25 protein-coding genes, 1 pseudogene and 1 riboswitch are annotated in these 24,004 nt (G+C 37.0%); of the genes and pseudogenes, 20 read left to right on the top strand and 6 right to left on the bottom strand.

Features of this window, described 5'->3' with window-relative positions; translation table 11 throughout:
- Positions 1 to 22: 22 nt before the first annotated feature.
- The 16 genes from MHH73_RS17445 (at position 23) to MHH73_RS17370 (ending at position 12,760) form a co-directional block, all read left to right on the top strand.
- Positions 23 to 292 carry a collagen-like protein gene (locus tag MHH73_RS17445; protein WP_341068370.1) on the top strand — a complete coding sequence of 90 codons (270 nt, stop codon included), beginning with the start codon at positions 23 to 25 and terminating at the stop codon, positions 290 to 292.
- Between the two features lie 6 nt (positions 293 to 298).
- On the top strand, positions 299 to 562 hold the full coding sequence (locus MHH73_RS17440; RefSeq protein WP_340976052.1) for a head-tail connector protein: 264 nt from the start codon (positions 299 to 301) through the stop codon (positions 560 to 562).
- Complete coding sequence (locus MHH73_RS17435; protein WP_340976050.1) at positions 540 to 872, top strand: hypothetical protein; 333 nt, start codon at positions 540 to 542, stop codon at positions 870 to 872. Before MHH73_RS17440 ends, MHH73_RS17435 begins: the two co-directional genes overlap by 23 nt.
- On the top strand, positions 862 to 1,197 hold the full coding sequence (locus tag MHH73_RS17430; protein ID WP_341068367.1) for a hypothetical protein: 336 nt from the start codon (positions 862 to 864) through the stop codon (positions 1,195 to 1,197). The genes MHH73_RS17435 and MHH73_RS17430 overlap by 11 nt, the downstream gene beginning before the upstream one ends.
- Positions 1,187 to 1,552, top strand: a complete 366-nt coding sequence (locus MHH73_RS17425; RefSeq protein WP_341068365.1) for an HK97-gp10 family putative phage morphogenesis protein — start codon at positions 1,187 to 1,189, stop codon at positions 1,550 to 1,552. Before MHH73_RS17430 ends, MHH73_RS17425 begins: the two co-directional genes overlap by 11 nt.
- 12 nt (positions 1,553 to 1,564) lie before the next feature.
- The gene (locus MHH73_RS17420) at positions 1,565 to 2,191 is read left to right on the top strand and encodes a phage tail protein (RefSeq protein WP_341068362.1); all 627 of its coding nucleotides are present in this window, start codon (positions 1,565 to 1,567) and stop codon (positions 2,189 to 2,191) included.
- 72 nt (positions 2,192 to 2,263) lie between these two features.
- Positions 2,264 to 2,659: a hypothetical protein gene (locus MHH73_RS17415; RefSeq protein ID WP_341057008.1), complete on the top strand. Its 396-nt coding sequence runs from the start codon at positions 2,264 to 2,266 to the stop codon at positions 2,657 to 2,659.
- 223 nt (positions 2,660 to 2,882) lie between these two features.
- On the top strand, positions 2,883 to 5,498 hold the full coding sequence (locus tag MHH73_RS17410; protein ID WP_341068360.1) for a phage tail protein: 2,616 nt from the start codon (positions 2,883 to 2,885) through the stop codon (positions 5,496 to 5,498).
- Position 5,499: 1 nt separating this feature from the next.
- Entirely contained in the window at positions 5,500 to 6,351 is an 852-nt protein-coding gene (locus MHH73_RS17405) for a phage distal tail protein (RefSeq protein WP_341068357.1), read from the top strand.
- Between the two features lie 47 nt (positions 6,352 to 6,398).
- Positions 6,399 to 7,352, top strand: a complete 954-nt coding sequence (locus MHH73_RS17400; protein ID WP_341068354.1) for a hypothetical protein — start codon at positions 6,399 to 6,401, stop codon at positions 7,350 to 7,352.
- Positions 7,353 to 7,364: 12 nt separating this feature from the next.
- Positions 7,365 to 10,868 (top strand): Gp37-like protein, encoded by a 3,504-nt coding sequence (locus MHH73_RS17395; protein ID WP_341068352.1) that lies wholly within the window; start codon positions 7,365 to 7,367, stop codon positions 10,866 to 10,868.
- A 10-nt stretch (positions 10,869 to 10,878) separates the two neighbouring features.
- Positions 10,879 to 11,175 (top strand): hypothetical protein, encoded by a 297-nt coding sequence (locus tag MHH73_RS17390; protein ID WP_340976039.1) that lies wholly within the window; start codon positions 10,879 to 10,881, stop codon positions 11,173 to 11,175.
- The gene (locus MHH73_RS17385) at positions 11,176 to 11,304 is read left to right on the top strand and encodes a hypothetical protein (protein WP_340976038.1); all 129 of its coding nucleotides are present in this window, start codon (positions 11,176 to 11,178) and stop codon (positions 11,302 to 11,304) included.
- A gap of 42 nt (positions 11,305 to 11,346) precedes the next feature.
- Positions 11,347 to 11,619, top strand: a complete 273-nt coding sequence (locus MHH73_RS17380) for a hypothetical protein (RefSeq protein ID WP_341068351.1) — start codon at positions 11,347 to 11,349, stop codon at positions 11,617 to 11,619.
- Positions 11,612 to 11,851, top strand: a complete 240-nt coding sequence (locus MHH73_RS17375) for a PTS mannose transporter subunit IID (RefSeq protein ID WP_341068348.1) — start codon at positions 11,612 to 11,614, stop codon at positions 11,849 to 11,851. The genes MHH73_RS17380 and MHH73_RS17375 overlap by 8 nt, the downstream gene beginning before the upstream one ends.
- Positions 11,852 to 11,911: 60 nt before the next feature.
- Positions 11,912 to 12,760: an N-acetylmuramoyl-L-alanine amidase gene (locus tag MHH73_RS17370; protein ID WP_341068346.1), complete on the top strand. Its 849-nt coding sequence runs from the start codon at positions 11,912 to 11,914 to the stop codon at positions 12,758 to 12,760.
- A gap of 46 nt (positions 12,761 to 12,806) precedes the next feature.
- On the opposite strand, the gene MHH73_RS17365 is transcribed toward MHH73_RS17370, so the two are convergent.
- The 3 genes and pseudogenes from MHH73_RS17365 to MHH73_RS17355 all read right to left on the bottom strand — a co-directional run.
- Positions 12,807 to 13,391 carry a DUF4352 domain-containing protein gene (locus MHH73_RS17365; RefSeq protein ID WP_341068344.1) on the bottom strand — a complete coding sequence of 195 codons (585 nt, stop codon included), beginning with the start codon at positions 13,389 to 13,391 and terminating at the stop codon, positions 12,807 to 12,809.
- 222 nt (positions 13,392 to 13,613) lie between these two features.
- Positions 13,614 to 14,420 carry a helix-turn-helix domain-containing protein gene (locus tag MHH73_RS17360; RefSeq protein ID WP_341068342.1) on the bottom strand — a complete coding sequence of 269 codons (807 nt, stop codon included), beginning with the start codon at positions 14,418 to 14,420 and terminating at the stop codon, positions 13,614 to 13,616.
- 228 nt (positions 14,421 to 14,648) lie between these two features.
- A pseudogene (locus tag MHH73_RS17355) lies at positions 14,649 to 14,978 on the bottom strand (ABC transporter substrate-binding protein); the annotation flags it as partial.
- A gap of 173 nt (positions 14,979 to 15,151) precedes the next feature.
- Here MHH73_RS17355 and MHH73_RS17350 point away from each other — a divergent pair.
- Both MHH73_RS17350 and MHH73_RS17345 read left to right on the top strand, forming a co-directional pair.
- Entirely contained in the window at positions 15,152 to 15,862 is a 711-nt protein-coding gene (locus tag MHH73_RS17350; protein ID WP_341069817.1) for an alpha/beta hydrolase family protein, read from the top strand.
- Between the two features lie 69 nt (positions 15,863 to 15,931).
- Positions 15,932 to 16,174 carry a DUF2584 domain-containing protein gene (locus MHH73_RS17345; protein ID WP_191809768.1) on the top strand — a complete coding sequence of 81 codons (243 nt, stop codon included), beginning with the start codon at positions 15,932 to 15,934 and terminating at the stop codon, positions 16,172 to 16,174.
- A gap of 259 nt (positions 16,175 to 16,433) precedes the next feature.
- Here the strand turns inward: MHH73_RS17345 and pckA are convergent, their stop codons facing one another.
- Complete coding sequence (pckA, locus tag MHH73_RS17340) at positions 16,434 to 18,017, bottom strand: phosphoenolpyruvate carboxykinase (ATP) (RefSeq protein ID WP_191809770.1); 1,584 nt, start codon at positions 18,015 to 18,017, stop codon at positions 16,434 to 16,436.
- A gap of 388 nt (positions 18,018 to 18,405) precedes the next feature.
- Positions 18,406 to 18,531: riboswitch (SAM riboswitch) on the top strand.
- A 301-nt stretch (positions 18,532 to 18,832) separates the two neighbouring features.
- Here pckA and metK point away from each other — a divergent pair.
- Entirely contained in the window at positions 18,833 to 20,032 is a 1,200-nt protein-coding gene (gene metK / locus MHH73_RS17335) for a methionine adenosyltransferase (RefSeq protein WP_191809773.1), read from the top strand.
- 426 nt (positions 20,033 to 20,458) lie between these two features.
- Positions 20,459 to 22,351 carry an asparagine synthase (glutamine-hydrolyzing) gene (gene asnB, locus MHH73_RS17330; protein ID WP_191809775.1) on the top strand — a complete coding sequence of 631 codons (1,893 nt, stop codon included), beginning with the start codon at positions 20,459 to 20,461 and terminating at the stop codon, positions 22,349 to 22,351.
- Between the two features lie 94 nt (positions 22,352 to 22,445).
- On the opposite strand, the gene MHH73_RS17325 is transcribed toward asnB, so the two are convergent.
- Positions 22,446 to 23,267: a C39 family peptidase gene (locus tag MHH73_RS17325; RefSeq protein WP_191809777.1), complete on the bottom strand. Its 822-nt coding sequence runs from the start codon at positions 23,265 to 23,267 to the stop codon at positions 22,446 to 22,448.
- Positions 23,268 to 23,329: 62 nt separating this feature from the next.
- Entirely contained in the window at positions 23,330 to 23,851 is a 522-nt protein-coding gene (locus MHH73_RS17320; RefSeq protein ID WP_191809779.1) for a gamma carbonic anhydrase, read from the bottom strand.
- Positions 23,852 to 24,004: the final 153 nt, after the last annotated feature.

Raw genomic sequence — 24,004 nt, 5'->3', positions numbered from 1 at the left:
AAAAGATAGGAGAGTGAAATAATTGCCGACAAAAGATGAATTAAAACAAGTTTTTGTTACTGGTGCAGTGCCAACGCAACAAGATTTTCATGATTTAATTGATTTGGCAGGCACACCAGGACCAAAAGGTGATACTGGAGCTATCGGTCCAGCAGGACCAAAAGGTGATACTGGAGCTACAGGAGCAAATGGTGTAAGTATTGTAAGTGCAACATCTGATGGAACGAATATCGTATTTACACTATCGGATGATAATACTTTAACAATTCCTTGGCCTACTCAAGGAGGATAATAAAATATGAATGATGAGCTTGTCGTTAAATTAAAGTCGCATATTCATTGGGAAGAGGGGATGGATGATTCCATGCTCTCTTTTTACATTGATAATGCAAAACGATATGTGAAAAGGGCTACTGGAAAACAAACAGAGTATTTAATCATAATGGTTGCTGGGATTATGTATGAATACCGTGTGGCAGAAAAAGAGTTATCTGAAGCATTAGATGCCATGACTCCTTTCTTTGTCCAGGAGGTTTATGATGCCGAAGAGACAGACGAATAATTTAAAGTGGACTGCTGAACTTATGCGTTTAGAGGAATACATTGACCCTGAAACAGATAGACCAGTGACGGGATATGTCAAAGTAAGGGAATTAAAGTATAACAATCTTGGTATTACCGCAGCGGATAAATTTACTTTTAAAGATTCACAGGAGATTATGAAAAAAATAGAGACCCGTCTTGATCGTGCTGTAGAAAACAACCAGGATGATTTTCGAGTCAAAATTAATGAGCGCATTTATGACATAGAGCGCCTTTATGTGCGTGAAGAAGAGCGCATTATGGAGTTGAGTTTATCTTATGCAGATTAATTTTCAACAATTACGAAGCATTATGAAAGAGTCAGGTTTGCCAGTCTATCGTGATAGTGAGCCTAACAATGCGACTTATCCGTATATAGTTTACGAATTTGTCAATGAGACGCACATACGTGCCTCAAATCGTGTTTTAATCGATCTGCCCTTGTATCAGATAGCCATTATCACAAACGGCACAGAGACGGCTTGTAAGCCGTTAAAAGAGGTATTCAATAAATATGGGGTTTCTTATGATCAGTTTGAAGGTTATCCCTATGATGAGAATGATTCTACCATCACACAATTTATTACAAATGTGAGGTGTGCCAATGAACAATAACAATGGTTTCGCCCAAGCTTTAGAAGATATAAATACCTTGGCTCGTGTGGATAGCAATGTTAGCCAACGGAATCTTGATAAAGCGGCAAAATATTTTGTTCGTAAGCTTGAAGGTAAAATAAAAAAATCTGATAGAAACACTAAGCACTTGAGAGATAGCTTAAAAGTGGTCATCAAAGACGATCATGTGTCTGTCCAGTTTGAGAGCGATAAGTTTTATTGGTATATGGTCGAGCATGGGCACCGAAAATCGAATGGTAAAGGTCGAGTAAAAGGACAGCACTTTGTCCGTAATACAGTAGATCAAGAGATTGAGAAAATCAAAGATATTATGATGGGACAATTAATAGATTAGGAGTGAACTAAATTGACAATTGAAAGAAAGCAAATTCAGTATCCAGTCGGAATTGAAGATTTATTTATTTGTTTTATGGATGGTCCAGAACCAGAAGATTCATTACCAACATATGAACCAACCATTTATCAACAATCTAATATAACGGATTTAACCATTTCAACTACTGCAACAAATGTAACTAAGTGGGCATCGAATAAAAAGATTATCAATTTTACTAAGAACACAAACTATGGGTTAGCTTTTAATTTGGCTGGATTAAATAGAGAAGTGAAAGACAAGCTTTTTGGGCGAAAAAGGACAAAGGGCATTTCTTTTGAGCGTGCTGATGTAATCGAATATCCTAAATTTGCGGTAGGAACTGTTTTCCCATTAAATGATGGTACTAAGGTTGTTAGGTGGTATCCTCGTTGTTCTATTACACCTAGTGAAGAATCTTGGGTGACTCAAAACGAAGAAATGACAATAAATGATAGTGCCTATACAATTACTGCGGATCCATTGCTCTTTAATAATGTGACAAAAGCAGAATTAGATACAGGGGCATTAGAAGCAGCTGGAATTACTTCAAATGATTTTCTTAAACAAGTCGTATGTGATGAATCGCAATTAGAAGAACTGTTCCCTGCTACTCCCTAACCAACCCCAAGGAATTGGGGAAGCTATATTAGGAGAATCTATGAAAGTTCAGTAAATGGAGCGTGATTTTAATTGGCTAGATTAAATGATTTAGTAAACGTAAATATCAATAAAGATGTCATTAGAATTCAAGGTGTCGATATACCTGTTAAATTCACATTTAAATCTTTCCCGTTTGTCGAAGAAGCTTATGGAAAGCCGTATCACATTTTTGAGAAAGATGTACACAATATGTTGAAAAGGGAATTTAAGCTTGGGAAGAATGAAGTACGCTTAATGATTGCTCTTATATATGGCATGGTAAGGAGTGCTGGCACAGATTGCACACCGCATGAATTAGAGGGGTCTATTCCTATTGCAGATTTACCTGGCATTTTTGGTGTCGCTTTTGATTTGTTTAATAACCAAAATTTCCAAAAGGCTGATGCGGAGAAAATCAAATCCGAAAAAAAGTCCAAAACATACTGACTAAAAATGATGAGTCTCAATCCGAACTGGATTGGGATTTTTATTTTTATGTTGGTAATACGGTGTTGGGCTTGAGTATGGATGACTTCTGGAATATTACACCTAATCATTTCCTCAAACAATTTATTATGCATTTACGATACACCAACCCTGATGCGCTCAAAAAAGAAAAAGTGATCCACACGTTAGATCAAACACCGTTCTTATAAAGTGAGGTGAGAACATGGCGAATAATAGAGAGCGTGACGTAGTTCTTAATTTTAAGATGAATGGGCAAGTACAATATGCCCAAACACTTAAACAAATCAATATGGTGATGAATAATGCGGCAAAAGAATATAGAAATCATATTGCTGCAATGGGGAAAGATGCTTCTGCAACTGACAAATTAAGAGCTGAAAAACAAAAGTTAGAGATTCAAATGGATGCAGCCAAAAAACGTACAAGCATGTTAAGAGCTGAGTATGAAGCAATGGCTAATGATACAAATACAACTTCCGAACAACTTAATAAAATGTATGGCAAATTGTTAGATGCTGAAAGAGCAGAACTTTCATTGAAAAATGCTATGGAGAGAGTGAATAGTGATCTTACTGAACAGGCACAAGCTACACGTGAAGCAGAGGGTGCTTTAGATAGACTCAGAGGGGAAGCGCAGCAATTAGATGCAGAACAAAAAAAATTAACCTCTTCCTTTAACCTCCAAACAGCGGAATTGGGCGAAAATGCCAGTGAAGCAGATAAAAACGCACTAAAGCAAAGACAAGTTGCACAACAAATGGAGCTTGCAGGAAAGGCAGTTCGTAATCTTGAACAGCAATTAGAAGAAGCTAAACGAGCATATGGAGATAATTCAGTCGAAGTCATGCAGATGGAAACACGTTTAAATGAAGCTAGAACTTCCATGGCAAGATTCAGGCAGTCACTAGAAAGGGTTCAAGATACCAGTGAAGAAACGGGTAGATCATTGGATGGATTAAAAAGCGGATTGGCTGGAGTTGCAGGCGCAGCGGGTGCGGCTGCCATTGGTGGTTTTGTTTCATCAATGGAGGAAACAAATCAACAACTTGCAATGTTGGAAATGCAAGCAATAAATGCAAATTTGGCAATGAGTGATTTTGACAGTGCTCGTGATGCATTTGCTTCAGTCGGTCAAGATGTTGGGCAGACAACCGAAGCAATGGGTAACCTTGTACAAGCTGGATATAAAACGAAGGATGAACTTGAGGATATTGCTGAAGGTATTTCAGGGGCGATTGTTAAGTATGGCGAGACATTTACGTCTGAGGGGTTAGCTGAGTCTATCAATACTACTGCGCAACTTGGCGAAGTCACAGGACAATTGACTGATCTTCTTGAAAAAGAGGGAATCAATGTTGAGAAATTTAATGAAAAGTTAGCTGGAATGGGTAGTGAAACAGAGCGTGCTAATTATATAAGTGAAATTTTCACCGATCAGGGATTAAACGGGATGTATCAGAAATATAAAGAAATGAATCCAGAAATCACAGAGAATGCAGAGAAACAAAAGGAAATGCAAGACGCATTAAGTGATCTATCTGTAACCTTGACACCTTTAATTACCGAAGTAACTGAATTCACTACTAAAATTATTGAATGGGCAAATGAAAATCCCAAGTTAGTACAAGGTATAGGAATTGCCGCAGCCGCATTAGGAGCATTGATGGGAATTTTTGCTGTTCTATCTCCTATTATTGGGGCTATAATTCCACTATTCGTAGGGGCGGGAGCTTCAATCGGTGCTATTGTTGCGCCAGTTGCTTTAGTAGTGGGGGGAATTGGATTATTAGTTGCTGCTTTTATTGCTGCTTATCAGAAATCAGAAACGTTCAGAGATACAGTTAATGAAGTGTTTGCGACAATAAAAGAAACGATTACACAAGTGATGGAGGTAGTCGTTGCGTATTTACAAGAAAAATTAGAAACCCTCAAGCAGTTTTGGCAAGAAAATGGCGATCAAATACTTCAGGCGGTAGAAAATGCTTTTAATGGTATTAAAGCAGTTATAGAATTTGTCATGCCATTCGTTAAGGAGTTAATAAAAGGTGTTTGGGATGCTATTCAGAATATCATTGATGGGGCTTTAAATTTTATTTTGGGCCTTGTAGAAACATTTGCTGGTTTGTTAACAGGCGATTTTGACAAAATGTGGAGTGGGATTGAGCGAATGTTTTCGGGGGCAGTTGAATTATTATGGGGAATTCTCCAACTTGGCTTCCTTGGTAAAATCTTTAAAGTCATTAAAAGTTTTGGTGGTAAAGCAGTAGATGTCATAAAAGAAATGGCTGGGAAATTCAAAACTCGTTTTGATGATATTGTTTCTGATGCCAAAGAAAAATTTGATGCTGTAAAGGAAAAAATTATTTCTCCTATCGAGAGTGCGAAAGACAAAGTCTCTGAAATTATTGAGACAATAAAAGGATTCTTTGAAAATCTTAAACTTAAAATTCCTAAGCCAGAAATGCCAAAAATGCCTGAATTCTCATTGGAAACATCAAGTAAGGTAATATTTGATAAGAAAATTACTTATCCAACTGGCATCGGTATTAAATGGAATGCTAAAGGTGGTATTTTTACACGCCCAACCATCTTTGGTATGAATAATGGCGTTTTACAAGGGGCTGGTGAAGCTGGACCAGAAGCAGTGTTGCCATTGAATGAGAAAACCTTAGGGGAAATTGGTCGAGGGATAGCTGCCACAATGAAGGGAAATGGAGTGACTCAACATATAACCATAGTGAGTCCAGAACCATCTTCACCTTCAGAAAATGCTAGGAAAATGAAACAAGCTGCACGCCAATTGGCAATGGAGTGGTGAGATGAGAAGATTAACTTACACGAATAGTAGAGGTGAAAGTATTTTATTTGATACGGAACCATATTTTATTGATTCTTTAACAGGTATTGGAGAAGTATCTGCTGAAATACAAAGTCAGCGAGCACCGTATCAAGATGGAGATACTTATATAGATACCATTCTACAGCCAAGATTCCCCTCATTAGAAGGAACAATTATTGAGGGTGACTTATTGCGAATGAAACGATTAAGAAAGCAAATTTTGCGTGTTTGTAACCCTAAATTAGGATTAGGGAAATTAACATTAAACCTTGATGGGGATACAAAAGAAATATACGGTGTATTAGATGGTGCGCCTACTTTCCCCGAAAGAGGGGAAAATCTTTTTCAAACGTTCATGATTAATTGGAAATGTCCTAATCCTTATTGGCGTGATCCGAAGGAAGTTTCAAGGGCATTGAGAGCATATGAAGGGTTATTTAAGTTACCAATGACATTTCCTTTTGAATTAGGTTTAAGTGGTGATTCAACAATCATTGTAAATGAAGGTGATGTTGAGTCACCTGTAACGATAGATATTCAGGGACCAATTACAAACCCTCAAATTATAAATGTCACAACTGGTCAATATATTCGTGTGAATCGCTCTTTATCAGATAATGAAGTTTTACACATTAATACAGATGATCAAAATAAAAGAGTTGAGATATACAGGAATGGAGCAACAATAGAAAAGGCAATAGGTTACCTAGATCACTATAGCGATTTTTGGAAACTAGAACCTGGTCAAAATGAAATAAAATATATAGCTGATGCTGGTACAGCTAATGGAATTGTGGCAATTGCATGGCATAGCTATTATTTAGGCGTTTAAAAGCACTTTAAAACAGTGCTTTTTTCTATTTTACAAGGGGTGAAGATATGGAACGCTCTTATTTTTTCGATAGTACACAGGAAGATCAAAGGGTTTACCAGGCGGCAGATTTCGCAAGATTTCACGCTCAAATTATTGGCAATGGTGTATCAAATACAGCTAATCTTCCTGATTTGACTGTAGAAGCAAAACAGAACATGACAGTCACTTTAGGCGCAGGTTATATGTTTGCGAATGGTTACATGTATGAAAATACTGCTGCGTTGGATTTGGTTCATGACGTGGCTCACACAACGCAAGATCGTATTGATAGGATAGTTATTTGTTTTGATGGAAACCCTGCGGAAAGAAGAATATATGCATATGTAAAGAAAGGTGTTCCTGCAAGTAACCCAGTTGCACCAGCTATCATACGAGATGGATATATTTTTGAAATGAGTGTGGCACGGGTAAGGATTACTGCTGGGAAGTCATTCATTGATCAGAATCAAATTACAGATGAAAGAACGAATGATGCAGTTTGCGGATATATACCTTTGCACAATATTTACCGAGGACTACAAATTAATGAAGTGGGTATGGTGTCCATGCCTAATCAATCATTTATGAAAGCTATAAATCGGAATCCTATACAATTAACTTCAACTCGACAAGTGATTCCATTTGGAACAATTGAAAGAGATAAGCAAAGTGAAATAAAGAACTCTACCACATTTAAAGCAAAAGCGAATGGGATTTATCAATTTTGGGTCGAATTTGCTTGGGCACAAGAGGATGGTTTAACTGGATCAGATATACAGGTTTATTTATTTGTAAATGGACAGGAGTCCTTCCCACTTGCTGCAAATGTACTTAGTGATGTAAATGATAATTTTGTCATTCAATCTGGTTTTGATGAATTAAATGCAGGGGATGAAGTAACGATTCAGGCTCTTGCATTTCGTGCATCCAATTTACCTACAACAAGCTTTATTAGAATTCGCATTGCAAAAATGGCATAGTCAGGTGATTTTATGAAACAACCTATTAGAATTTATAATTCATTTATGAATCTATTACATGAAACTGACAAATATATCAGTCTAAGGATAGTACCAAAATTCTATGAGATTGGTGAGTTTGAATTACATGTGAGTCAGTATATCGAGGGAGCAGAATACTTCCAAAAAGGGAATGTGATTATCCCTAACAAACGTGGGGATAAGGCAATGCTTATTCGTCACCGTGAAATTGCCTTAGATGAGAGTGGTAAGGCATCTGAGAATTGGAAAATAACAGGTGTAACGTTAGATGGTGTATTAGATCAAAGAATAACTGTGCCACCTTCAGATACAGGATATGACCGTAAAAAGGGAAACGCAGAAACGGTCATGAAACATTATGTTTATAATCATTTTGTCAATCCAACTGATTCTACTAGGCGCATTGATCATATAGAAATTGCCCCTAATTTAAATAGAGGAATTGAAATTAGTTGGGAATCGAGATATAAGAATGTCGCTGATGAGATCGTAAGTATAAGTAAACAGGCTAATTTAGGATTTGTCATTTATGCAGACATGACATTAAAGAAGTGGATCTTTGATGTGGTTGAACCGAGAAATTTAACAAAAGATAATCCAGGTGGCTTGCCGCCTGTTTTTTTTAGCCCTGATTTTCAAACCATTAAAAATCAATTGTTTGTTGATAGTGACCTTAATCTAAAAAATGTAGGGTATGTTGGCGGTCAAGGTGAAGGAGCAGAAAGAACAGTAATAAAAGTTGGCCAAGGCGTAGGCTTGCAAAGAAAAGAAACATTTATTGATGCAAGGGACGTAGGGAATCCAGAAGAAGAGGAAGAACTCACCGAAGAAGAAATGGAAGAGTTATTGATTCAGCGTGGGGAAGAGAAGATGAGGGAGTTTCTTACAAACTTCTATCTTGAAGCGCAGATATTAACACCCACCATCAATGACCATTCTGGGCGCTTTGCATTAAGAAGTCCTTTTGAATATGAAGTTGATTTCCGTCTTGGTGATGTAGTAGAAGTGTTTAATAAGAAATGGAACATTACAATGGATGCGCCTATTACTGAGTTTACCGAGATATATGAAGCAAGTGGTTTTTTATTAGAAGCTACTTTTGGGGAAGCACAGCCTACCCTGATTACAAAAATCAAGAATAAATTTGATGATATTGAAGGCGTAGAAAAGCAAGAGTTTCCAGTTAAGGTTGCCGTGGAGCAAATGAAACAGGCTATTCAATATAGTGATGAAAGGCTTTCTGAGGAAGAGAAAAAACGTATTGAACAGGCGATGGAAAACTTAGAAATCGCTATTAGTTATACAAATGAATATGCTGAGAAGAAACGTGTGGAAAGTAAGACAGCACCATCTGATACAGAAGTAATTTGGATTGATACATCTGATCCGAATAATATCATTTGGAAGGTGTGGAATGGTTCTGAGTGGGTAGCTGGTCCAAGTGGTCCACAGGGTATTCCAGGACCACCTGGGGAAAAAGGAGAGCCATTATACACATGGCTTAAATATGCTGATGATGCACAAGGAAACGGCATGTCAGATAGTCCAGATGGTAAGCCTTATATGGGAATTGCTTATAATAAGCAATCTCCTAACGAATCACCTAACCCCAAAGACTATAGTTGGTCAAAAGTAGAAGGTCCACAAGGTCCGAGTGGTCCAGAAGGTATTCCAGGTCCGCCTGGTGAAGATGGATCACCACGGTACACATGGATTAGATATGCCGATGATGAAAACGGTAATGGATTTAGCAATTTGCCAGAGGGGAAAAAGTATATAGGTTTTGCTTATAACAAGACCGTTCCTACAGAGTCAAACAATCCATCTGATTATACCTGGGCATTAATCAAAGGTGATAAAGGAGATAGAGGAGACAGAGGACCGCAAGGAGTGGAGGGGCCAAAAGGAGAAGATGGTCAATCTCTCTATACTTGGATAAAATACGCCACGAGTGCTAACGGTGATGGGATGTCTGATAATCCAAGTGGTAAGACATACATTGGTTTAGCTTACAACAAAACAACGCCTACTGAATCAAATAGCCCTGGTGATTATTCTTGGTCAAAAATTGAAGGTGAGCAGGGGCCACAGGGACCAAAAGGTACAGATGGAACGCCAAGATATACATGGATAAAATATGCTAATAGTGCAACTGGCAGTGGTATGAGTGATTCACCTGTTGGGAAACAATATTTGGGTATTGCTTATAACAAGACCACCGCCAATGAATCAACTAATCCATCAGATTATGAATGGAGCAAAATAGAAGGACCACAAGGACCAAATAGGGTTGATAAAGATACCACTTTCGGTGATAAGTGGTTAGTTGCAAGTTACATTGAATCTCTAAATGGTTTAAATGTTGGTCAAGGGCAGTTTGTCGTTGATGCAGATGGAAATGTTAGGTTTGCTGGTCATCTTGTCGGTGCTTCAGGAACTTTCGGTGATGTATCTGTAAAAGGCGGAGACTTTAAGTTAGAGGATGATGTAAGTGGAATGGAATATAGTGCCACGCCAAAACGAAACCTCATTAAAGATCATTCGTTTGAATTAATAAGGCCTGACCCTGATTCGCTGAATTCCGACAGTGTAAAATATAATTGGTTAGAAATATTACCAAACCAATTTTATTTAGAAGATACGCCATGGGAAAGAAGGGGCTCGCCAAAAGTGGCCATTCAACTTGCGCCAGATTCCAAAGAAGCGTTGGCGATGTTTGGAGAAAAAGCAATTATCGTTCGTAATGCTAACTATGTTAGACAGTATGTTTATGATGGAGTTGGTGCGGGGTCTATATATACAGTCAGTGCATTTTTTAAACGTCAATGGCAAGTTGTTGGTGGGGGAATTCCTAGAATAGAAATTTGGCATGTTAATGCAGCAGGAAACCGAGTTTCTACAATAGTCAATTCAACTTTTGACCCTGTGAGTAATGATTACTCCGTTTCTCGTCATTCTACTACATTCACTGTCCCTTCATCCTTCGAATCTGGTGATTCATTAGAAGTGATTATCAGTGGGGGTGATGATAAATGGATTCAATGTGATGGGGTTCAAATGGTAGAGGGAGATATAGCATCAGTCTATCAGCCAGAAGATAGTATATGGGAGATTACTCAAGGTAATTACAGACCTATGCGATCAAGTAAAATACTTTGGTCTGGTACGAGATATCCAACGGATGCGGCGTCACAAACAATTGTACCAGAATTACCCTTGAGTAAATGTAGGAATGGTTGGATATTACAATGGCAAAGCTATACTGTCGGTTCTGGTGTGAATCAAAGACAGGTATCTTATACATTTATACCAAAAGAAGCAGCAGAGATGAATGAAGGGAAGTCGCATTCTGTTTCTGTTCCATTAAATGATTATTCCAATACTGGATCAGTTTTTAAATACCTATATTTTAATGATGTAAGTATTAGTGGTCATGCTCAAAATGATACTGGTTCTAGTAATATGGTAGCTTTAACGAGAGTTTATGAGTTTTAGGAGTGATACTATGAAAATTTATTTTAATCTCATAGATGGCCGTTTAGACGGTTGGTCGTCTACTAGTCCAGGTAACATGTATGAAGCAGAAGTGCCAGAAGATCATGAGGTTTTAAGTAACCCTTATATTTTTAAATATGAAAATGATGAGTTTATAAAAGATACAGAATATCAAAATCAATTAATTGCTGAAGCAGAAAAAGAAAGTAATGTGCCTAACCAGGAAGAGATAAATGCAGTTGCTATTTTAGAGTTAGCCGAGCTTATTTCACAAATGGCTATAACTTCAATGAAGGGAGGTGAGTAAATGTTGGCTATCTTATTTACTACTCAAATTATTCAAGGGAACTGGACATATGAAAGAGTGCCCTTGCTTTGGAAAGAAGATGTAAGAGTATTGCTAGTAGCAGAAGGAAGAGAAGATTTGATTAAATAAAGACGAGTAAGGCTTTTTTATTTTGTATAAGGGGGAGAAATTTTGACTTTTATCGGATTGACCATACAAGAATGGGCGGCAACTTTAGCTGTCGTAGGTACTCTCTTTGGGGGTATCTCTTTTATTTTTAAGACAATTATTATCAAGCCATTAAGTGATGCAATAGCCAATTTACAAAAATCTATAGATGAGTTTCGCGAGCAAATGAAAGAGAGCGATGATGATCGTAAAGCCATCCACATGAGAATTAACAGATTAGATAAGCGTGTGCATGGTCTTGAAGTTCGATTGAAAGGAGGTGATATACATGATTAATGATGTTGTTAAGCAAATAGTGGGCTTCTTCTCAGCGATTATGCTGTTTTTAGGTACATTGAACATTGAGTTTCAGTGGTTAACTGATGCGAGTATTAATGCCTTTGGTGTAGTTTTATCAGCTGGTATTTTCCTTGGTGTAAATCTTTATACAATTTATAAAAATCATTACGGCTTTACAAGGAAAGCAATAAATCAAAAGGCTTGGCTAGAGAAAGAAGATAAATTATAAGGCTGTCCAATCGGACAGTCTTTTTTTAATCCAATACAAATAAAAGGAGTGTTATTTTAAATGGTTAAAATTTATATTGATCCAGGTCATGGTGGTACTGATCCAGGTGCGGTAGGGAATAGCCTGTATGAAAAAATATTAACATTAAAAATTGCGTTGAAAATCAAAGAGTATCTTGAAGAGTATGAAGACGTACAAATCAAGATGAGCCGTACAGGTGACCAAACTCGCTCATTAACTTATCGAACTGATGATGCAAATGCGTGGGGTGCCGATGTATATGTATCACCACATATTAATGCTGGTGGCGGTGTAGGTTATGAGGATTTTGTTTATCCAGGAGTAGGACAACCCACATTGGCCATTCAAGATGCTATTCATAACGAAGTGATAAAAGCTACAGGTTTCAATGACCGTGGGCAAAAACAAAAGAACCTACATGTTCTTAGAGAATCCCATATGCCTGCAATTTTAACCGAAAATGGGTTTATTGATAATAGTGGGGATGCTGCTAAACTTAAACAAGATTCTTTTATAGATGATATTGCAAGAGGTCATGTTAATGGACTTGTTAAAGCATTTAACCTTAGAAAAAAGGAAACGTCAAAACCGAGCAAAGGTTATCGCCATACGGTAGTTAAAGGTGATACTCTTTGGTCATTATCCCAAAAATACGGCACAACTGTTAATAATCTTAAAAATCTTAACCCTGGTATTAATGTGGATGCATTACAAATAGGAAGCAAGTTAAATATTACTTCTGGTGCTACCTATCACTCTGTGAAAAAAGGTGAAACTGTATCTGAACTAGCTAAAAAATACGGTAGCACGATTAAGCAAATTAAAAGCTGGAACGATCTAGATAAAAATTACACGATTTATGTTGGTCAAAAATTAAGAGTTAAGTAATAATAAAAGCCCCTCTCATTTGAGAAGGGCTTTTTTGTCTTAGCTATTAATCAGCAATATTAATTTGTCCCTGTTCAGTACCAAAAATTCCAGTTTGCACATTCAGGTGTAAATCTTCTGAATTAATTACCTCTTCGGTTAAATCGAAAACAACTTTTCCTGTTAATGATAAATCAGGGTTTACTTGTGAAAGGAAGAAGTCTGCCTGTTCATTTGCAAAGACACCTGCAGTTGCATCTGATTCAAACGTTTTATCACCTGACATTAATTTAAAGAAGTTACTATCAACCGTAATTGCTTCATTCCCTTTATTTGTAACGGTTACATCTAGAATTAAGTATGTAGCTTGAGCGTTTTGTCCGAATTCACCACCGACATTATCACTTGTTGTCTTCTCGTTTACAGTAAATTCAACATCGCCTACTTTTAAAGTCTCACCAATTGCAGCAAGCTTTGGTTCTTCTTTCTTTTCTTCTTTCAGTTTGTCATCAGATTTCGAGTTTTCTGATGTGCCGGAATCTGTACTTGTTGAAGCTGGTTCGTCATCGCCTCCACCAATTGCAGCAATAACTATAATTAGTACGATTAACCCAATAAACCCTAAACAGCCCAATTTAAAAAACTTTTTCAAACCATTTTCCCCCTAAAGTGTGATACTAATTACACAAGGAATTATATCACATTTTTTTTCATTTGTTTTCTTTTTTTGCATTGTTTTACTATTTTTATATTTTTTTAACTTTCATCAATCTCTAATATTTCTACTAATTTCCATGCTTTTTCTATGGGTGGATATGTTTTATTAGAGATTTGTTAAAGTGTTTTCAACTGATGCCAGTAGAGGTATTAATCTTTAACGTGACATAAATGCGTCATCAAAATAAAGCTTGTCCATAAGATTGTTAACAATGCCATTAAAATACGCAAATTCCCCTTTAATCATTTTTGCACCAGACTTTATTTTCATCACAAATTCCTTAAACGATTGGACACCAATTTCAAGCTCTTGCTCTTCAGTAAAGGCTCTTAAACCGTTCATATGGTCTACTACTCTATTACATTGTTTAACTACTTTCCAAAATTCTTCAATGGCTTTTGCTTCAGAATAAAAATAGCTTGTTAACTCAGCAAAGCTTTTTGGTACCCAATGAGCAATAAAATTTGCAGATGACAATTTAACGCTCTTATTACGTTTAGTATTATTAATATTTTGTTTTAAAGAACTAGAATTTGTTTTAATGGTAGGACACTTCTTGGACTTTTTAGCAGGTTGCTTGTTGGTCACTTCTTCTTTTATAGGCAAAATAATAACAGCATTAGCAGTTTGCAACATATCTTTTTTACGCTTCATTTCTACTTGACGGATCATACCCAAGTCAACTAACTTCTTCATTAATCTTTGAACAGTTTTATAAGATACTTCTAACTTAGCTGCAATAGTATTTTTACACATATAGCTCACGCCAATTTGCTTGCAGCTATGACGCTTTAAAATCTCTAGTAATGCAATTAGTCTACTTCTCACATCAACACGCTTAATAGACGCAGTTATGACGTCTCTGTATTTACGTACAGTCTTGTTCATTAATTCTATATCATTAAATGATGATAAGTTATTATAAGATTCTTCTTGTGCAATTACATCAATACGGTTTTTCATTTCCCTGGCTCCCTTGGATATAAAAAGCAACGGCCATTCTAGCAAACCGTTGCTAATTAACCCAAGGTGTAATAAAATACATCTAAGGGTACAGCAAGTGTTTGCCTATTCCGAGTAGGCGGACGGTGTAAGGATGGTGGTACATCACTTATACACGTTGTGCTCTTTTATTTTGTAATTTTTACGGCTATGATTTATCTTTTATTTCCCCTGTACTATGTTTAGCTTTACATGGGCAAAGTTAATCACGGGATCATTTGCCCCTTGCGCCTGTACATAGATGGATGTTTCAGAGCCAACAAGAGCGATGTCAATACTATCAGATAAGAGAGCTGTCATCGTTTTATCGCCACCGGCTGTGGTGGTTAACGTAACATCCAATCCTTCCTCTTTAAAAAAACCTTTTTCAATTGCGACATATTGGGGAGCATAAAAAAGAGATCTTGTGACCTCGCCGATACGTATTTTTGTCACATCCTCTTTTCCGCAGGCAGCTATAGGAATGAGTAGAACAGAAATACAAAGAAGCATGAAGCTCCATTTAAGCCATTTTTTCATTTTAGAACCTCCTCATTCAATGTTTCTTAGATTTTTGCATCTAAACTATCTTATGAGGGTGACAAATTTGTGTGATTGCCCATGTGAAATTTTTACTATATGTAAAGGAGGGAAAAGCATTGATAATCGATAAATGGCGGTTTCCATCTCCGCACCCTCAAGTAAAGTTATCAATGATTACATATTTATCTAATGGTCTAAAAATCAAAGGTCTATTAGCTGAACCAGAAAATGAAAACGTATCAGAAGGTTTTCTATATTTAAGAGGGGGGATTAAGAACGTCGGCAAAGTGCGCCCTAGTCGAATTGTGCAGTTTGCCCTCCATGGTTTCATTGTATTTGCGCCTTTTTATCAGGGCAATCAAGGAGGGGAGGGAAATGAAGACTTTGCAGGCGATGACCGTTATGATGCCTTTTCAGCATTTCAACTATTAGCAGAACACCCTCGGGTAAAAAGGGTCCATGTCTTTGGGTTTTCTAGAGGAGGGATAATGGCATTATTAACGGCTTTACATATGCCTGAAGCGGCGTCAGTAGTTACGTGGGGTGGTGTGAGCGATATGTTCCTAACATATGAAGAAAGAGTGGACTTGCGTAAAATGATGAAACGAGTCATCGGTGGAACGCCTCATAAATACCCGGAACGATATGAATATCGCACGCCATTATATGAACTTGACCAACTGCAAGCAAATGTATTAATTATTCATGGAATCCTAGATCATAATGTTTCTGCCGAACATGCCTTCCGCTTAGAGAAGCGGTTAAAAGAGTTGGGTAAGCCTGTAGATACATGGTATTTCAAAGAGTATACGCACTATTTTCCACCAGCTATCAATAGACAAATTGTTCGTGATCTTGGGCGGTGGATGAAAGAACAATAAGCTTTATTGTATTGAGATTGTAAGATACAATAGTTATATAAAACTCGATGAGCAAGGAGCAAAACAATTATGGGTATGCCTTTAGAATTAAATACAATGATCGTTACGAAAGGAAGAGAAGAGCGGTTAAATGAAAATCTTTTTACATTAACAAAAGAAGGATACCGCCTCTACCCACTAAATATTCCACTTGAAGTAAAGAAAACAAGAGACGGTGAAATCAGTGGTATGGGAAGCATCCAAAAGTTAGAAATGGAAAATGATTGTACGAAAATTTTTTATCAACTCATATCGCTAAAATCAACAAACTAAAAAAAAGCCCGACACGGCCATTGCCGTGTCGGGCTTCTTCTCATTTGCTTTCGTATAATACAAGTGTCTGTTAAGCGACGACGGTCCGCAGATAGGTCATTGTTTCTTAAGTAGAAACTAATCCTTTGTAGACCCACATTCTCACTCAGTTCTAAGTATCCAATAACCGCCCTCCGCTAAATAAAGAGAACGAAATTGATGTACCCTCAAAATGCTGTAACAAAAAACCTTCGGGCACAAAGCTCGAAGGTTTTGACTATTAAGCGATAGGACCGCCTTTTTCAGCGATATCACTAGAAATATTACCGAATTTCTTGAAGTTTTCACGGAATTCATTGGCAAGTTCTTTTGCTTTTACATTATAGGCATCTTGATCTGGCCAAGTTTTGTTAGGTAATAGTACTTCATCAGGAACACCTGTTACATGTTGCGGAATTTCTAAGCCGAATACTTGATCGGTTACTGTCTCAACAGAATTAAGTTCGCCTTCTAGAGCAGCTTCAACCATTGCACGTGTATATGCAAGCTTCATACGGCTACCTACGCCATATTCGCCACCAGTCCAACCAGTGTTTACAAGGAATACTTTTGCGTTATGCTCGTCAATTTTTTTACCAAGCATTTCAGCATATTGTTGTGCAGGTAATGGTAGGAACGGTGAGCCAAAGCAAGTTGAGAAAGTCGCTTGTGGTGAAGTAATGCCACGCTCAGTACCAGCCAACTTAGAAGTGTATCCACTTAGGAAGTGATACATTGCTTGTTCTTTATTCAATTTTGAGATTGGAGGTAATACACCAGAAGCATCAGCTGTTAAGAAGATGATTGTGTTCGGGTGACCTGCAATACTTGGGTCAACGATATTGTCAATTGCTTGTAATTGGTAAGCAGCACGCGTGTTTTCTGTTAGCGTATTGTCCGCATAATCAGCTACACGAGTTTCTTTGTCTAATACAACATTCTCCAGTACTGCGCCAAAACGGATGGCATCGAAAATTTGTGGTTCTTTCTCGCGTGTAAGATCGATACACTTCGCATAGCAACCACCTTCAATGTTGAATACACCATTTGGAGACCAGCCATGCTCATCATCACCGATTAAACGACGGTTTGGATCAGCTGATAATGTTGTTTTACCAGTGCCGGAAAGACCAAAGAATAAAGCCACATCGCCTTCGCGGCCAACATTGGCTGAACAGTGCATAGGGAGGATACCATTTTCAGGAAGCATATAGTTCATAACAGAGAAAATAGATTTTTTCATTTCACCAGCATACTCAGTACCACCAATAAGAACAATACGGCGTTCGAATGAAACGATAATAAAGGTTTCTGAAGCTGTACCGTCAACTGCTGGGTCTGCTTTGAAATTAGGTGCTGAAATAACTGTAAACTCAGATTCGTGATCTAATAAGTCTTCTTCTGTAGGTCGAATAAATAATTGGTGTGCAAAAAGGTTATGCCAAGCATATTCATTAATTACTTGGATTGGCATACGGTGTTTCTTATCCGCACCAGCAAATCCTTTGAATACGAAAACTTCTTCTTTCTCTTTTAAGAAAGCAATCACCTTGTTGTATAAGTTATTGAAGACTGCTTCAGAAATTGGTTGGTTCACACTTCCCCAATCAATTTTATCTTTAGAGCTTGCTTCTTCAACTGTATATTTGTCTTTAGGTGAACGACCTGTATACTTACCTGTTGTCGCGCGAATGGCACCAGTAGATGTAAGTACACCTTCATTACGGTTTAATACTTTCTCAACTAGTTGCGGCACAGATAATTGAACTTGGATGTTTTCGCCTTTTAGTAAATCATTTAACTCAGTTATCGATACAGAATTCATCTGATGAATACCTTCCTTTATATAATATTATTTAAGAGATATGCATCTCAGTCGCTATTTGTGATTATTTCTTCAAAAATAGTATAACACATTTATTCATTCAGTCTATACTATATAAATCATTTTTATATAATTAATGAAATTGTCACAAATACAGGCAGTATTCATTATAAATAGCTTTTGCAAATTTAAAAAGGATAATCAGCAAATTTAATGTAATTTTTATATATATTAAGGAAAAATAACGGTATCATCTAAACATCCCTTTGTTCGCTATCAAAACTCAGCGTATCGAGTAAGCATATGACAATTTTTACATTGAATAGTTGAGGAAAAACAATTGACTATATTCCTTGTGTAAGTTATGATGAATCCTTGAACGGATACTCTCTTATCCCGAGCTGGTGGAGGGACAGGCCCTATGAAACCCAGCAACCTGCCAACTACATTTTTATGAGCAAAGGTGCTAACCTGATGCAAGGATTTATTACTCACTATCCTTGAACGATAAGAGTGAAAGGCGCGAATCATTTTACTTCAACCTTTTCACTAAATCAGAGAAGAGGTTTTTTTTCATGCTTTTTAACATGATGTTGGCGAATACGAGGAGCGGCTTTTGGAATGTACTATTTATGCATGGGGAAAAGATCCAACCATTTTATTCTCAATATTCCAAGTTAACGCATAGGTTATTAAGGGTATGAGATAAACATTGGCCCATAAATAATGAAGATTCAAATAAGGGAATGAGTTCCGTATCAAAATTAAAGGCTAATATAAAGTCTTATTGATTCGATAAATAAGGAGGAAGTCAGATGTCAACAAAACGTAGATTGTTTACTTCTGAATCAGTTACTGAAGGTCATCCGGATAAGATCAGTGACCAAATTTCTGATGCAATACTAGATGCTATTTTATCAAAGGACCCGAATGCGAGGGTTGCTGCGGAAACGTCTGTTACTACAGGTCTTGTATTGGTTGCAGGTGAAATCACTACATCCACATATGTAGATATTCCAAAAATCGTTCGTGAAACCATTAAGGAAATTGGTTATACACGTGCAAAATATGGCTTTGATTCTGAAACATGTGCAGTATTAACTTCTATTGATGAGCAGTCAGCAGATATTGCTATGGGTGTAGACCAAGCATTAGAAGCGCGTGAAGGACAGATGACTGATGCTGAAATTGAAGCCATTGGTGCTGGAGACCAAGGTTTAATGTTTGGTTTTGCATGTAATGAAACAAAAGAGCTTATGCCATTACCTATTTCATTAGCGCATAAACTTTCTCGCCGTTTAGCTGAAGTAAGAAAAGAGGAAATCTTACCTTATCTTCGCCCAGATGGTAAAACGCAAGTAACTGTAGAATATGATGAAAACAACCAACCTGTACGTATTGATACAATTGTTATCTCTACACAGCATCATCCAGAAATCAGTTTAGAACAAATCCAACGCAATTTAAAAGAGCATGTAATCAATCCGGTTGTTCCTACTGAATTAATTGATGAAAACACAAAATACTTTATTAATCCAACAGGACGCTTCGTTATTGGTGGACCTCAAGGAGATGCTGGCTTAACTGGTAGAAAAATTATTGTTGACACTTACGGCGGTTATGCTCGTCACGGTGGTGGTGCATTCTCTGGTAAGGATGCAACGAAAGTTGACCGTTCAGCTGCTTACGCGGCTCGATATGTAGCAAAGAATATTGTTGCTGCAGAACTAGCTGATAAAGCGGAAGTTCAATTAGCCTATGCAATCGGTGTTGCTCAGCCTGTATCCATCAGTATTGATACATTTGGAACTGGAGCAGTATCTGAGGATGTTTTAGTTGAAGTTGTTAGAAACAATTTTGACCTCCGTCCTGCTGGTATTATTAAAATGCTTGATTTACGTCGTCCAATCTACAAGCAGACAGCTGCTTATGGACATTTCGGCCGTACAGATATCGATTTACCTTGGGAGCGCACAGATAAAGCAGAAGACTTGCGCAAGGAAGCTTTAAAATAAATTAGAAAAGTTATGGCTGTAGAAAACGCCTTTAATGAGTTTTCTACAGTCTTTTTTTTTTGGAAAAAAAGGGGCTATCATAAAATTAATACGTCCAAAACGATTTGCTCGTACATCAAAAAGAATTTGATTAAAGTAATAGAACAAAATTCGTTTTTTTAGATATTACAGATCCCCAATAATCGACATAAAGGGAAATCGAAACGATTTCATAAAAAATTAAAATTAATGTCATCTTTTCGTCTTAGAAGGTGGGTATAGAATAAATGTTCTTAAGTATACGAAGGAGAAAACATGAACATACTGCCTAGCATAAATCTTCCATTTTTTTTCGAAAGGTGAAACTTTTTAAAATAACTTAACGTCTATACAAGGTATGGGAAAATACAACAAACTAGATGAAATAAAAAGAAGGTGACGTACATAATGTGTGGTTTTATTGGTTGTATACATGATCAAGCACAAAAAGTACAAGAAGCAGATAAACAATTTGAGAATATGAATAACATTATTACTCATCGTGGGCCAGATGATGCCGGATATTATCGATCTGATCATATCCAATTTGGATTCCGCCGATTAAGTATTATAGACATTGAAAGTGGTCATCAACCACTTACATTTGATAATGGTAAATATTGGATTATTTTTAATGGTGAAGTTTATAATTATGTTGAACTACGCGAGGAATTAATCAATAAAGGATTAACTTTTGAAACCCATTCGGATACTGAAGTGATTATTGCTTTGTATAGTTATTATAAAGAGAAGGCGGCAGAAAAGTTAAGAGGTATGTTTTCCTTCGTTATTTGGGATAAAGAGAAGCAAGAAGTATTTGGTGCGAGAGATCCTTTTGGCATTAAACCTTTTTATTATCTTGAAGATGATGAGACCACTTACTTTGCCTCTGAAAAGAAAAGTATTCTACTGGCATTGAAAAACGATGTCATTAATTATGATGCTTTGCAGTATTATATGACTTATCAATTTGTACCTGAACCGATGACCATGTCGGTTGGTATAAAGAAACTTGAGCCAGGTCATTATTTCAAGAAGAAAATCGGTGGCTCTATGCATATTCAGCGTTATTGGAAAGCACATTTCCAACCTGTACAAAAAGAAGAATCTCAGTTTATTAAAGAGATTCAAGATGTTTTAACGGATTCAGTTAAAATGCATATGCGTAGTGATGTACCTGTAGGCTCGTTTTTATCCGGTGGGATTGATTCTTCTATTATTGCATCCATAGCAAAACAGTTTCACCCAAATATTAAAACGTTTTCAGTAGGTTTTGAAAGGGACGGTTTTAGTGAAGTGGATGTGGCTAAAGAAACAGCTGAAAAACTAGGTGTTGAAAATATAAGCTATATCATCTCTCCAGAAGAATATATGCAAGAAGTACCTAAAATTATGTGGCACACAGATGACCCATTAGCGGACCCTGCTTGCGTTCCACTTTACTTTGTCGCAAGAGAAGCAAGAAAACATGTAACGGTGGTGCTATCAGGCGAAGGCGCCGATGAACTGTTTGGTGGATATAATATTTATCGTGAACCACAGGACTTAGAAATTTTTAATAAAATGCCTTCAGCAGGAAGAAAGTTATTGCGTACCCTTTCTCGAATCATGCCAGAGGGGATGAGAGGTAAGAGCTTTATTGAACGAGGAACGACTCCAATGGAAGAACGCTATATTGGTAATGCGAAAATGTTCTTAGAACATGAAAAAAGAGAATTATTGCAGGTTTATAACGAGAAGAATGATTTTAAAGATATTACCCGTCCATTATATGCTGAAAGTGCAGCCTATGATGCGGTTAATCAAATGCAGTATATTGATATTCATACTTGGATGCGCGGAGATATTCTTTTAAAAGCAGATAAAATGACGATGGCACATTCATTGGAATTAAGGGTACCATTCCTTGATAAAGAGGTCTTTAATGTGGCTTCCACCATTCCAACCCATTTAAAAACATCTCATCAAACAACGAAATATATCCTTCGTAAGGCAGCAGAAGGTATTGTGCCAGAACATGTGTTGAACCGTAAAAAGTTAGGATTCCCGGTTCCTATCCGTCATTGGTTAAAGGATGAGATGTATGATTGGGCTAAGACACTAATTAAAGAGAGCCATACAGACTATTTAATTAATAAAGAGTATGTAGTAAATTTACTTGAATGGCATGCACAAGGAAAAGCAGATTACAGTAGGAAAATCTGGACGGTCCTTATGTTTATTGTGTGGCATGATGTTTTTATTGAGAAGAAGTATGATTTCGAAAACCAATTGGTTTCAGCTACAACTGCTAACTTTTAAGCTGAGAAAAAACATTAATCAAATTAAAACCCGAACAATAGTCCGGGTTTTTTTCTTGTTATTTGATATGTTGATTTTCTTAACTGCCTTATTTCTAATTTAAATAAGTAATGGCTTGCCTGCCCATTTGTTCCCAACCTGCTTGGAACTCTTTGATAGGTGCTTTCTTATTTTTTATATTTGAAAAGGGATCATTAAAGTATATATATTGGTCATCGTATCCAGTGACTAACACGGAATGTTCTTTATACGTAATATCAATCACGCCACTTGGTGTGTGCCATGTCTGAAAATAAGCATCAGGCAGTTCATTGTATTTCGTATTAATAATCACCCAGACAGGTTTCTCATTAGAGAGATGTGTTTTGATTGACGAAAAGTCATCACCAGTAAAATCATGAATCTTATCTGGTAAATAGGTTTCTGCCAGCTCTTTAATCGGCGTATGGTAAACCCCGAGTCCTCGATTGTTAAAAGAGTACATATCGCCAACAAAACCGTCATTGGGGTGACCATAATAAATCTTGCCCTCTTTTTTTTGAAACGTTGCAGGGTTTTTCCTGATTTCTTTAGCTAAAGTCATTTTATCAACAGTTACACCTGCATGGTTGAGTAACATCGCCAGGCTTGTTACTTCACATCCGCGAGGGAGTTCTGGAAATTGTGGTATGACCGGAATGTCCAATAATACTTGTTGTTTTATTTTTACGATAAATTCTTCATTGTTTGTACCTTCCGCCCTTTTGTTCTCTCGGAAAGGAGCCGCATCAGCGTGTTCCGTTGTTACTCTCGGAGAAGGAAGAAGGAAAATTAAAATAAGAAGAAGGATAAGCAGTTGTTTAGCACCATTTTTTAGCAGTTTTATCAATAAATAAGCTAACAAAATCAGTGTCAATCCAATAATAAATTTCAACAATTACACCACCTGAAAAAATGTCTTCCACTTATTATCGGCGATAGAGCAAAATTTATCAGAAGTTATTGCTGCTCTTTTTTGATTGCTTTGTAGTACTGCCCTTTCTCAGCATATTCTCGTACAATCCGCTCCATATCTTTTTTATCATCGTCATTTAATTCACGTACTACTTTTGCTGGACGACCAAATGCTAAAGTGTTTGGGGGGATGATCTTCCCTTGAGGCACAAGACTACCTGCTCCGATAAATGCACCTTCACCAATTTCTGCACCATCTAAGACGATGGAACCCATGCCAATTAATGCTCTTTTTCTTATTTTACAACTATGTAAGATCACTTGGTGTCCAATTGTCACTTCATCTTCAAGGATGAGTGGGTTTTGAGGGCTTTGGTGAAGAACAGAATTGTCTTGTATATTCACCCTTTTTCCAATATAAGTGGGTGCAACATCGCCGCGGATGACAGTATTGAACCAAACGCTTGATCCTTCGCCAATTTCTACATCACCCGTAATAGTTGTATAATCAGCAATAAATACATCATCAGCAATTTTTGGTTGTTTGTCATGAAAAGGATAAATCATTGATATCATAGCTCCTTTTTATCTTAGTCAATTTAGAAGGGCTGTTTTCTAGCCATTCAGCTCTTTTTTAATATTATATCATGGAGAAATCATGAGAAATCGTGAAGATTTTTTAAAGGTAGGATATAATAAAGGATAACAAACTTGAACGAA

Origin of the sequence: Cytobacillus sp. FSL K6-0265, assembly GCF_038003465.1 — a bacterium.
GTDB classification, from domain to species: Bacteria; Bacillota; Bacilli; order Bacillales; family Cytobacillaceae; genus Cytobacillus; species Cytobacillus stercorigallinarum.
Note: the sequence above shows the minus strand (reverse complement) of the source record. Positions and strands in the feature narration are given on the sequence as shown.

Coding starts and splice junctions, on each gene's coding strand:
- metK (WP_191809773.1), top strand. CDS start 18,833: ATGTCAACAAAACGTAGATTGTTTACTTCTGAATCAGTTACTGAAGGT.
- MHH73_RS17425 (WP_341068365.1), top strand. CDS start 1,187: ATGAACAATAACAATGGTTTCGCCCAAGCTTTAGAAGATATAAATACC.
- MHH73_RS17375 (WP_341068348.1), top strand. CDS start 11,612: ATGATTAATGATGTTGTTAAGCAAATAGTGGGCTTCTTCTCAGCGATT.
- MHH73_RS17345 (WP_191809768.1), top strand. CDS start 15,932: ATGGGTATGCCTTTAGAATTAAATACAATGATCGTTACGAAAGGAAGA.
- MHH73_RS17400 (WP_341068354.1), top strand. CDS start 6,399: ATGGAACGCTCTTATTTTTTCGATAGTACACAGGAAGATCAAAGGGTT.
- MHH73_RS17370 (WP_341068346.1), top strand. CDS start 11,912: ATGGTTAAAATTTATATTGATCCAGGTCATGGTGGTACTGATCCAGGT.
- MHH73_RS17320 (WP_191809779.1), bottom strand. CDS start 23,851: ATGATTTATCCTTTTCATGACAAACAACCAAAAATTGCTGATGATGTA.
- MHH73_RS17390 (WP_340976039.1), top strand. CDS start 10,879: ATGAAAATTTATTTTAATCTCATAGATGGCCGTTTAGACGGTTGGTCG.
- MHH73_RS17405 (WP_341068357.1), top strand. CDS start 5,500: ATGAGAAGATTAACTTACACGAATAGTAGAGGTGAAAGTATTTTATTT.
- MHH73_RS17350 (WP_341069817.1), top strand. CDS start 15,152: ATGATTACATATTTATCTAATGGTCTAAAAATCAAAGGTCTATTAGCT.
- MHH73_RS17385 (WP_340976038.1), top strand. CDS start 11,176: ATGTTGGCTATCTTATTTACTACTCAAATTATTCAAGGGAACTGGACA.
- MHH73_RS17430 (WP_341068367.1), top strand. CDS start 862: ATGCAGATTAATTTTCAACAATTACGAAGCATTATGAAAGAGTCAGGT.
- MHH73_RS17440 (WP_340976052.1), top strand. CDS start 299: ATGAATGATGAGCTTGTCGTTAAATTAAAGTCGCATATTCATTGGGAA.
- MHH73_RS17395 (WP_341068352.1), top strand. CDS start 7,365: ATGAAACAACCTATTAGAATTTATAATTCATTTATGAATCTATTACAT.
- pckA (WP_191809770.1), bottom strand. CDS start 18,017: ATGAATTCTGTATCGATAACTGAGTTAAATGATTTACTAAAAGGCGAA.
- MHH73_RS17410 (WP_341068360.1), top strand. CDS start 2,883: ATGGCGAATAATAGAGAGCGTGACGTAGTTCTTAATTTTAAGATGAAT.
- asnB (WP_191809775.1), top strand. CDS start 20,459: ATGTGTGGTTTTATTGGTTGTATACATGATCAAGCACAAAAAGTACAA.
- MHH73_RS17360 (WP_341068342.1), bottom strand. CDS start 14,420: ATGAAAAACCGTATTGATGTAATTGCACAAGAAGAATCTTATAATAAC.
- MHH73_RS17435 (WP_340976050.1), top strand. CDS start 540: ATGCCGAAGAGACAGACGAATAATTTAAAGTGGACTGCTGAACTTATG.